Below are 10,759 nucleotides of genomic sequence, written 5' to 3'. Positions count from 1 at the left end.
AGCCTTTAGGGACTGTTTTCCTTGCCCCGCTTACGTTTCGGGCATTTACCCTCCACTTTTGCGGGAACGAATCGCACTTCTACCTTCCCATTGTATGCAGCGAAGGGTAAGGCAAAATAAGGCCGCTGCACCTTCTCAGGCACTACGGATCCAGTTACCCATCCCCCTACACCAGTAGACTGGTGCTGGTTCGCTGGTAGTGAAGCACGCGCCTAATGTCGCTTGCCCGGTTGGGTAGCGGGAAACGCCCTCGGTCTTGTGGGAAAGCGACCCACATTCTCTCTTCACCCCAGCAATCGCTACGCTCGATTTTATCACCACCGCAGGCGAAACGAAACCGGTGGTGACTCGGATTTAACCGCGATCGCCCCTTCACCCCCACCCCCAGGGATCCGACATCCGATCCCATAGTAGGGGCGGTTGCTAGTGCTTTGAGCGCCAAGCAGAAGTTCGACCCCGCTCAAAACGTTGCGATCGCCCCACCGCATTTTAAAATAACGTAATCAGTGCCACCCCCACCAGCATCGTTACCGTACCGCTAAATCGCTCTTTAATTCCTTGTTCGTCAAAAAATAGCTTGCCCCACACCACTCCCATCAACACACTGGTGCGCTTAATCGAAATCACCTGCACCACCAGAGTTAACTGCAACGCTTGCATCTGACAAAACACCGCCAATGCCGTACAAACCCCCATCATGCTCAACCCGGGCAGATTGTCCCGTACTTTTTTTACCGGATTCGCCGATTGACTCCAGACAATGGGAAGCTGCAAACAGCTAATGGTTCCAAAGATAGCAAAGACCCAAAACAAAGGAGAAGAATTTTGCACGCCAATTTTATCGAAATTGCCCGTAATGCTCCAAATAAATGCCACCAACAGGGTTAATTTTGGACCCGGTTCTCGCAGCAGGGCCTCAAAGGGGGCGAAATAGCCTCGAGACCGTTCTTTGAGATTTAATAAATACGACCCCGCCACAATGGTGACTACCCCCAATCCATCTATTAAATTCGGCCATTCGCCTAAAATAATTGGCGAAGTAACCAGCAGAAAAATCGGGGTAAAAGCAATCATCGGGAGGGTGAGGGATAAATCAGACAGGCTAATTGCTTTTATGTAAAGGGTAAAAGCAATAGTGTTCAGGATACTGACCACCGTCAGGGCTAAGACAAAGCGATCGCCAAACGTAGGCAGCCCGAACCAAAGTTGCACCGGCAGTAAAAACAGGGCAGTAAAAAAACTCCAGGACCAAGCCACCACAAAAGAGTCGATATTGTTGAGTGCTTTTTTACCAAAGATATCCTTAATCGAGGTAAAAAAAGCAGTTGAAAGTGCTAGAAAAAACCAAAGCATTAGCCATCGGGGAAAAAGTGAACGAAGGCGAGGGTCTGCCGGGGAAATGGCGATCGCCCTCTGATAAAATCGAAATTCGGGTGCAATCTGTACGAGACTATCATTTCCCGAGGCGATCGCCCTGCGGAAAGTCCCGGCGATTGCCCAACCCTTGCCCCGACTCGTGAAAATCCATCACTATGAAACGTCGAAAGCTTCTCGGTCATGCGGCGATCGGTGCCACCAGCGCCGCCGCCCTCGGTTCCTGTCGCCCCGCCGCCCAAGGTCCGGCGATCCAAGGCGATAGTTTGCCTACCCTGCGCTGGAAAATGGCCACCAGTTGGCCTCAATCCCTCGATACCATCTACGGCGGGGCGCAAACCCTTTGTCAGCGCGTGGAACAAATGACCAACGGACGATTTACCATCACCCCCTATGCTGCCGGTGAAATCGTCCCCGGTTTGCAAGTGCTTGATGCGGTGCAAGCCGGCACTGTAGAATGCGGCCATACCGCCGGTTATTATTACATCGGCAAAAATCCTGCCTTAGCCTTTGCCACCACCGTCCCGTTCGGTCTGACTGCCCAGCAGCAAAACGCTTGGCTTTATCATGGCGGCGGACTCGAGGCCATGCAGAAAGTGTACGCCGACTTTAACGCGATTAATTTTCCCGCCGGCAACACTGGGGTGCAAATGGGCGGCTGGTTTAAGCGTGAAATTAGCAGTCTCAGCGACCTCAACGGGCTAAAAATGCGAATTCCGGGATTGGGCGGACAGGTGATGGACCGCTTGGACGTCAACGTTCAAGTGCTCCCCGGCGGCGAGATATTTCTGGCACTGGAACGCGGGGCGATCGATGCCGCTGAGTGGGTCGGTCCCTATGATGACGAAAAGCTCGGCTTGCATAAAGCCGCACCTTTTTATTATTATCCCGGCTGGTGGGAACCGGGCGCGAGTTTGGAAGTATTGGTGAACCGATCGCAGTGGGAACGTCTCCCCACAGAATATCAGGAAATCTTTAAAACCGCTGCCTACGAAGCCAATCTGAATATGTTAGCTCGCTATGAGGCGCTCAATCAACAGGCTTTAGCGCGTTTGATTCAAGGCGGCACTCAATTAAAAGCCTACTCTCCCGAAATTATGGCCGCCGCCCAACAAGCTTCGTTTGAATTATACGAGGAAAATGCCAGCAGCGATCCAACCTTTAAAGGGGTTTACGAGGAATGGAAGCAGTTTAGAGATAATATTTATCAGTGGTCGTCAGTTAATGAATTGAGCTTTGCCAATTTTGCCTTTTCTCAGTAAACTTCCACCCTTTTAATGCGTTCCCAAGGCTCGCGGTCAATCCTCCCAGTAGAGACGCTTTAAAATCGCGTCTCTACTGAGCTTTACCAAAGTAATTCGACCAACTTATTACGGAAGTTGCTCGCTTTTTTACCAGGGCAATACTTCGCCATTGGAGTGCCAAAAGGTGCCGGTGTTTTCCAGATTTAATTCCTCAATTCGTTGCAGCAGTCCCTTAACCGCTTCTGCTGGAGACATGCCGGTGTTGTTTGTCATGCGAGTGCTGACTAACCCGGGATGTAAAATTCCTACAGCAATTTGTCGCGGTTGCAAATCGATCGCCAGGGATTTGCCGGCCATACTTACCGCAACTTTGGACATTCGATAGCCATAGGAATCTCCCGAGGTATTATCCCCAATCGACCCCATGCGACTGGTCATAATCGCAATTTTCGACCCAGCACTGAGAAACGGCAACAGGGCGCAAGTCAGGCGCAATGGTCCCAATGCATTGACTTCAAATTGCCGCCGAATGCTATCGAAGTCTAAGCGATCGAGGGTATTTTTTTCGATAATGCCGGCATTGTTGATTAAAACATCTAAAGAGGTTCCCTGCAATTGCTGCACCAGCTTGGCGATACTTTCATCGGAGGTAATGTCTACGTCAGTGTAGACTTGGACGCCCAATTTATCCAATTCCTCGTTAGAGTCACGACAGACGGCAATTACCGTTTCCCCCCGTGCTTGTAACTGCTTGCAGTATTCTAAACCAATGCCGCGATTGCTGCCGGTGACAAGATAAGTTGCCATAATAATTTGGGTTAATAAAGTTTACGTTTATTAAGCTGTTAGCCATTGAATTGGGTGACGGTAGCTTTCTGGAAGTTTGCGCTTCGCGAACCGATTCCCACAATAACGTGGCTTAAGGGGGTTTGCCCTATAGGGATGCCGACCCGCTTAAATAGATTTTGGATTTTTGAAAATGCGAGGGTCGGTGGGTTTGGGATTGTCTATTACCAACCATTTTCCCGTTTTCGGATCGCGATAGGTGTGGAATGGGTTTTCACGTAATAAGGGTTTGGTTGTATGGGTTTTGTTGTGATGGGTTGGTGTCATTTGCGGGTTCTCCTCGGTGGTTACACCCCTTGAAGTTTGACTATTATAATAAAACCTTTTCCAGAGAGACGCTGCGATCGCCGGAGGGAAATGGTGCGATCGCGATCGCAACCCCCACCCCGGGGAAATTCATCGCCTCAATCCCCTTGCCCCATTCCAAACCCCTACCGCCTTTCTCCTACAAATACTGCCAGTAGGGGAAATCAGCCGTTTTCCCCCTTAGCAAGCACGACCCATTTTTCCATGCAGATTCATTTGCGCAGAGATTATTTTTTCGCAATTGCTGAGGGATTTTTGACCTTAAAAGAAACACTTAATGCCTCGGGTGGCTAAGGGGTCAGACCCCTCACGATGCGAGGAACTCAACCCTGACGCGATCGCATTTTGGCTCGCATTTTAGTCCAAATCCCCAACTTTTTTGCCAAACTCCTCAATTCATCCGTAGCCAGATTCATTCAAATGTAGTAAATGTAGATAGAATTTCCCTGAGAAGTTTTTTGTTTTGCACCAAGAGAGTATTTCAGATGCCTTACCAGCTCTACCATCTGGTTGCCTTTATCGTCTCCGCCTCGATTGTGCTTGGGACGACCCCACTCGTCAGAAAAATTGGCCTCAAAAGTGGCCGCGTAGACCTACCCGGAGGACGCAAGGTACACAGCCAACCGATGGTACGCTTGGGAGGTGTGTCCATCTTTCTCGGTACCCTCGTCGCCCTGTTAATTGTCTGGTGGTCCGGGGGGTTCGGCGTTTTGCCCCCCCAGAAAGAATATGAAATTTGGGGCGTCACCATCGGCGGTTTGGCTTTTTTCTTGATTGGGTTGGCAGACGATTTATTCGGTCTGTCTCCTTTTTTGCGATTGCTCCTGCAAACCCTATGCGCCGGTGCCGCTTGGCAAGTGGGGGTTCAAATCGAATTTATGACCATTCCCTTTGTCGGATTGGTGCAATTCCCGGACCTGGTGAGCTTCCCCATCACCATTCTCTGGTTGGTGGGCATGACCAATGCTATTAACTGGATCGATGGGTTAGATGGGTTAGCGGCGGGAGTCTCAGGGATTGCCGCCGTGGTGATGCTGATTGTTAGTCTTTTTATGGATCAACCTGCCGCCGCCTTGATTGCGGCAGCGATCGCTGGTGCCACTTTGGGATTTTTGCGCTACAACTTTAATCCAGCTCAGATTTTTATGGGCGATGGAGGAGCCTATTATATCGGCTTCACCCTCGCCGGTGTGGGGGTGATTGGTTTAGTGAAAACCACCGCCGTCACTGCAGTGGTTCTGCCTTACATTATTTTGGCAGTGCCGATTTTGGATATGTCAGCGGTGATTCTCGATCGCATCCGCAATGGTAAATCCCCCTTCGCCGCAGATAAGCGTCACCTGCACCACCGTCTGCTCAATGCCGGCCTGTCCCATCGCTTGACGGTGTTGTTTATTTACTCCCTGACCCTCTGGGTGGGCAGTTTAGCCCTGGCATTTGCCGGCATTCCCAGCGGCATTGCCTACGCTCTTGGTGCCACCGCTTTATTAAGCTATACCAGTTGGAAAGTTATGAAACACGCGCGATAGGGTTATGGTAGAGGTTGGATTGTTCTAACGTCTCGATCCTAAACTCTAAACGATCGCATCCCATGAGTGCTGAAATTATCTGTGTTGGCACGGAATTGCTGCTGGGAGATATTCTGAACCAAAACGCTCAGTTTTTAGCGCGGCAGTTTGCCAGTCTCGGTATCCCTCATTATTTTCAAACGGTGGTGGGAGATAATCCCCAACGGATTCATCAGGCGGTGAGTGACGCCGTGGACCGCCACGCAAAAATTCTGGTATTTACGGGGGGTCTCGGTCCGACGCCGGATGACCTGACCCACCAAACCCTGGCGGATTATTTTCAGGTGCCGATGGTAGAGCGCCCTGAAGTGCTCGAAGATATCGCGAAAAAATACGCCTCGCGGGGGCGGAAAATGGCCTCGAGCAATCGCAAACAAGCTTTGATTCCCCAAGGGGCGGAAGTGTTGCCGAATCGGACCGGCACCGCGCCGGGGATTATCTGGCAACCTCGGACAGATTTGACGGTGTTGACGTTTCCCGGCGTTCCCAGCGAAATGCAGCAAATGTGGCAGGAGACGGCGGTGCCTTTTTTGCAGGGACAAGGCTGGGGTCGGGAAATAATTTACAGTCGCACGTTGAAATTTTGGGGAATTTCTGAGTCGGCGTTAGCCCAGAAGGTGGGGGAGTTTTTGGAAATGGACAATCCCACGGTTGCGCCTTATGCCAGTCGGGGAGAGGTGAAACTGAGGATTTCGGTGCGCGCCACGTCGGAGGCGGCGGCGATGGAGCGAATTTCCCCGGTGGAGGAGCAAATCCGGGCGATCGCCGCCGAAGATTGTTTCGGGGCCGATGAGGAGTCTCTCGCTTCGGTGGTGGGACGTCTGGTGCAACAGCAGGGGCAAACCTTCGCCGTGGCAGAATCTTGCACCGGTGGGGGTCTCGGGCAGATGGTGACGGCAGTTCCGGGCAGTTCTGACTATTTCTTGGGCGGGGTGATTTCTTATGATAATGGGGTGAAAGTCTCCCTGTTAGGGGTGAATGCGGAGGATTTAGCCCAGGAAGGTGCGGTGAGTGCCACGGTGGCAAAGCAAATGGCAACCGGCGTGCGCCAGCGGTTGGGGGCGAGTTGGGGGGTCAGTATTACTGGGATTGCCGGTCCGGGTGGCGCTACGGCGGTTAAACCGGTGGGGTTGGTTTATATCGGTGTCGCCGGACCGAGTGATGAGGTGGAGAGTTTTGAGTATCGCTTGGGGGCGTTGCACGGACGGGATTTGATTCGGCATTTTAGTGCTTGCTCCGCACTCGATCGCCTGCGAAGAAAAATGTTAAGCGATTCTTAACATTTTCGGGAACCCGCCAAAAACCCTAGATATGGGGTTGAAAATTGATAAAGTGCCCTAGATATGGACAGAGCGGGGCAAAAAGAGGATCCAATTTCGTCAAAACCGTCGGATTTATCGCTTAAGTGTACTTGCTCATTTTTCAGGATTCGTTATGATCGTATTAAAGAGATAAAACTTCTGCCCTGTGGCAGAAGGATGGCCTGGACCAAAAGGAGCTGTCTTTTCAATGGATTATATTGATACCCTAATCGAAAAACTGAAAGAGTGGGCGCGTAAAATCGTTGAAGCCCTTCTCGGTCCTGAGGCTGAGCCTGAACCCGAACCGATTCCAATTCCAGTTAACGAACCGCGTCGGCGTCGGTAAGGCACAGTTGTTAAGGGGAGTCAGTTGCGATTGCCAAACATATTGGTACTGCACGGCCCAAACCTAAACCTCCTGGGTCAAAGAGAACCAGGGGTTTACGGTGATTCGACTTTGGCGGACATCAATCGAGTGTTAGAAGATGATGCGCGAAGGTTAAATGTTCGGCTGTCTGCTTTGCAGTCCAATCACGAAGGAGTTCTGGTGGATAAAATCCATGACGCCAGAGACACTCACGATGGGATTTTGATTAATGCAGGTGCATATACTCATACGAGTGTCGCCCTCCGCGATGCGATCGCGGCTGTTAATCTTCCCACGGTTGAAGTCCACTTAAGTAATATTTACCGCCGAGAAGCGTTTCGCCACCATTCCTATATTGCTCCAGTGGCGATCGGCCAAATTAGCGGTTTCGGCCCAGACAGTTATCGCCTGGGTCTTCATGCACTGGTTAATTATCTACAGCGATCGCAACCCGACTCCTAGGGAGCGAGATTGGCGGTTGAATTCCTGGGTGAGTTGCGCGGAAAACTCACCCGGATTTTGATGGTTAGAGACTCTGCCCCGAGGTAGATAGCACAGCGAGGGCCAATAACCCCGCGCAGGGGGGGCACCAGACAGTGCAGGCTGTCCGCGCGCGATCGCACCCCCTACTACCTTGCAAACGGCAATGGAAACGGTGTTGACGCCAAAGCGTCAGCACCGCAATCCGATCAACCCAGCAACTCGCAGGCCCGTTTCGCCAAAGCTTCCGGCGTCAACCCGTTAATTTCCATCACCTGCGTCGGACTAGATGCCGTTTCGCCGCGCTTCCAGGCAAACACATCCCGCTTCACCGTGCTGCGTAACATAATCGGTTCCAACATCGCCGAACTGCCACCAGTGACGCCAATTAACGCATCGCCGCCAAACAGCTTCTCGAAGCCAGCATCATCTAAGAAACCCCCCTCAGCTTGGGCGCAGTTTTCCCAAGCGGTATCGTGAGAGCGATACAAGCGACGCGGACTCACAACCGATAGAATTTTCGAGCCGATTCCTTCTGCGCTCAGGCGCTCCGCCGCTTCAGACACCGGAAGCAGGGGCATATCTCCAATGACCGCAAACACCACAGTTTTATCTCCCGGCGTTTCTTGCAAAACCACGGCCCCCTCTTGCAACGCTTGCCTGGTTTGAGCGAAGCTGGTGCGAATCGGCAGGGGAGATTTGCTCGCCGTAATCGTGACACCTTTATTCTTCGTTTCCAACGCCCACTCGTAACAGGCTTGGATGCTGTTTGCATCTGGGGGGAACAGCGGAAAAACGTTGCCATTTCGCATCATGGCAGCAAAATAGTTTTCGATTTCGGGACGTTGGTGAGTCCAACCGTTGCGCCCTTGTTCTAATGCCCCGGCGGTAAATAACGTCACCGTGGAAGGCGTGGCGCGGCGCAGTTCTGCCATTGCTTGGGTCACGGTTTGCCAGATCGGTAAGCCATTGATGGCAAACGATTCGTAGGAACACCACAGAGTGCGCGCGCCAAATAACGCTAACCCGGCGGCTAACCCGGCGCAGGCGTCTTCGCTTAACGGTTCGTAAACTTGCCCGGTTGGCCCTTGATAGTAAAGGTCGTCCGCTGTGGGGTGAATGATTTTCAGCGCTTGGTTGACGTTGTTGATACCCGAGGCGGCGTTACCGTCGGCGTTGGTGAGAACGAAGTTGGGGTCTTTTTTGCCCACATGGGCGATCAGTTCTCCCATTGCCGTGGTGGCGACTTTCTTTTCACCCCCGATCGCGTGTTCCTGTAAGGGCAGTTCCCCTAACTCTGGAAGGGGCAGTTCGAATTCGGTTTTCACCAACCGCACTGCCGGTCCACCGGCAGAACGCTCGAAGTTGCTGCGAACCAGTTGCCAGGCTTCTGGCGCGAGGGCGCGCTGTTTGAGCGCTTTGACGATATCTTCGTTGTCCAGGGTGTGGTATCCATAAAGGTTATGGGCTTTGGCTCCGCGATCGTGAACCCCGGATCCTTTGAGCTGTTTGATAATCAAAACTGTCAGGAAGCCGCTCATCGCCGATTTGGCGGCTTTGTCCGTGGCTTCCAAAATGGCTTGGGCGAATTCCAGCCGTTTGGCGAAGGAAAATGCAGTGCTATCCACGTATTCGCCGCTTTGGTTGGCGTCGTCGTAGTCTTTGGCGTTGACTAAAATTACTTCCTCAAAGCCGTTACCTTCCCAGTATTCGATCATTTCTTCGTTGGGTTTGGTGGATACCATGCTGTGGTGTTCCTGGGAGTAGCCGTTCCAAACCAGAATCGGAAGGAAGTTGGTGACTTCGGGATAGGCGGTGTGGAAGTGCGCCATGCTGCTCATCACGTAAGGTTCCCCGATGCCGCCGTCGCCAATGGTGACGGGGAAGAGAATGTCGCGATGGAGGAGTGCCCCCGCCATTGCGAAGTGCTGCCCTTGTCCGAGAGGACCGGCGGGGTTTAGGAGTCCGGGAATTTGTCCGGAAAGGTGTCCGAGGAGTCCTTTATGCTCGCGGAAGCGATCGCGCAGTTGTTGGACGTTGTGAATGCCCATGTCCTCTAGGGAGCGATCGAGGAACATGTTGCTGTAAAATCCGGGAGCGTGGTGCCCGACTTCAGTGATGATGTGTTTGTGGCCGAGCATGACTAAGGCGGCAATTCCCTCAGCAACGCTGGCAAATCCCCCAGGGTGCCCCGATGCTTTGCTGGCGGTGACTTGCAGGGTCAGGTAGCGCAGGGCGTCGGCAGCAAGTAGGGTCTGGTATGCGGCGGTTTTGTCCGTGGGTGAGGCGATCGCGGTTTCACCCGCAGCGATCGCCGGTTCAAAGCCGTGGGCGTCGAACTCGGGCCATAGATCGCCAAAGTATTGGATCCCCTCACAAAATGCAGGGGTTTTTGCCGTTGCCGATAGGGTCGTAGTCATGCTTTTCGATTACCTCAAAGAGACTTTGCTATTTTCGATTTAACAATTGTTTTATAACTTTAACAATGGACCGTTCACTTTTGCAACATGACTGTTTTTTAACTCGATGGCTTCGGCTTTATATCGAGACTGAAATCGCCAATAGATGCGGCATTTGCCATCAAGCTGGGTCGAGACCACCCTAGGGATCGACAAAAAATAGTAGGTTTACCTATTGACATTTGCGCCAAACAACGATTCAGAAAGCTCGAACTTCGATGGCCCGCTCCCTACACCGATGCTTCCACTGGGATAAGCAATCTTGACTTTTGTCATAATTGCGGATCGGCTCTCGACAAAGCAAATGCCCTGGCATTGATTTTTCTAATCCAGGATATAGAATTAGTCAATAGCGCTCCGATAGGGTGGCGATCGCTCTCGAGAAGAGTGCCCTGCCGCGATCGTCCCATGACGTCAAAACCAACGTTTGTATAAACCCCCTTCAGCTTTACCCCACCATTTTATGCCAACCTTAATTCTCTTTTCTCCTATGGCGATCGCTCCTGCATCTCTGATTCAAACCTGCTTTGAATTCCCCCCACGTCATCTATATTTAATTTTCGCTCGTCATCTGACCCATTGATGACCATCGAGCCAATTTTTTCCATAGTTTTGGTATAATATGCATCAACGCAATAATCTAATTATTGCTAACTTAAAATCTATCGATGCGGTATGCCATCGTTCTTTCCATATACTGGACAGTGCAAAGTTCTCGGGGGAAAAGAGCAATCCTCACCTTGCTTGTAAAAACTGGGGTTTGGAAGCCATACTGATGCCGTTTTCGCCTTAGAAGAGAACGCCGAAAAGTAAA

Annotated in this window: 9 protein-coding genes; 6 read left to right on the top strand and 3 right to left on the bottom strand. The window is 51.7% G+C overall.

Going from position 1 to position 10,759, the window contains the following annotated elements; translation table 11 throughout:
- Positions 1-489 precede the first annotated feature (489 nt).
- Positions 490-1,353 (bottom strand): EamA family transporter, encoded by an 864-nt coding sequence (locus AC0QH1_RS02425; protein ID WP_324629197.1) that lies wholly within the window; start codon positions 1,351-1,353, stop codon positions 490-492.
- Here AC0QH1_RS02425 and AC0QH1_RS02420 point away from each other — a divergent pair.
- On the top strand, positions 1,332-1,520 hold the full coding sequence (locus AC0QH1_RS02420) for a hypothetical protein (RefSeq protein ID WP_324629196.1): 189 nt from the start codon (positions 1,332-1,334) through the stop codon (positions 1,518-1,520). The two genes, AC0QH1_RS02425 and AC0QH1_RS02420, sit on opposite strands and share 22 nt — an antisense overlap.
- A gap of 12 nt (positions 1,521-1,532) precedes the next feature.
- Positions 1,533-2,636: a TRAP transporter substrate-binding protein gene (locus tag AC0QH1_RS02415; protein ID WP_324629195.1), complete on the top strand. Its 1,104-nt coding sequence runs from the start codon at positions 1,533-1,535 to the stop codon at positions 2,634-2,636.
- A gap of 129 nt (positions 2,637-2,765) precedes the next feature.
- On the opposite strand, the gene AC0QH1_RS02410 is transcribed toward AC0QH1_RS02415, so the two are convergent.
- On the bottom strand, positions 2,766-3,425 hold the full coding sequence (locus AC0QH1_RS02410; RefSeq protein ID WP_324629194.1) for an SDR family oxidoreductase: 660 nt from the start codon (positions 3,423-3,425) through the stop codon (positions 2,766-2,768).
- Between the two features lie 830 nt (positions 3,426-4,255).
- Between AC0QH1_RS02410 and AC0QH1_RS02405 the strand changes: the two genes are divergently transcribed.
- The 4 genes from AC0QH1_RS02405 (at position 4,256) to aroQ (ending at position 7,468) form a co-directional block, all read left to right on the top strand.
- Complete coding sequence (locus AC0QH1_RS02405; RefSeq protein ID WP_324629192.1) at positions 4,256-5,299, top strand: glycosyltransferase family 4 protein; 1,044 nt, start codon at positions 4,256-4,258, stop codon at positions 5,297-5,299.
- Between the two features lie 62 nt (positions 5,300-5,361).
- Entirely contained in the window at positions 5,362-6,618 is a 1,257-nt protein-coding gene (locus AC0QH1_RS02400) for a competence/damage-inducible protein A (protein ID WP_324629191.1), read from the top strand.
- Positions 6,619-6,847: 229 nt separating this feature from the next.
- Positions 6,848-6,985, top strand: a complete 138-nt coding sequence (locus AC0QH1_RS02395) for a hypothetical protein (protein WP_324629190.1) — start codon at positions 6,848-6,850, stop codon at positions 6,983-6,985.
- Positions 6,986-7,009: 24 nt separating this feature from the next.
- Positions 7,010-7,468: a type II 3-dehydroquinate dehydratase gene (gene aroQ, locus AC0QH1_RS02390; protein ID WP_442957266.1), complete on the top strand. Its 459-nt coding sequence runs from the start codon at positions 7,010-7,012 to the stop codon at positions 7,466-7,468.
- 227 nt (positions 7,469-7,695) lie between these two features.
- Here aroQ and AC0QH1_RS02385 read toward each other — a convergent pair whose 3' ends face one another.
- Positions 7,696-9,906 (bottom strand): phosphoketolase family protein, encoded by a 2,211-nt coding sequence (locus AC0QH1_RS02385; protein ID WP_324629188.1) that lies wholly within the window; start codon positions 9,904-9,906, stop codon positions 7,696-7,698.
- Between the last annotated feature and the right edge of the window lie 853 nt (positions 9,907-10,759).

The organism is Phormidium sp. CCY1219 (assembly GCF_055795085.1).
The sequence above is the reverse complement of the archived record's forward strand: the minus strand, read 5'-3'. Positions and strand labels throughout refer to the sequence as shown.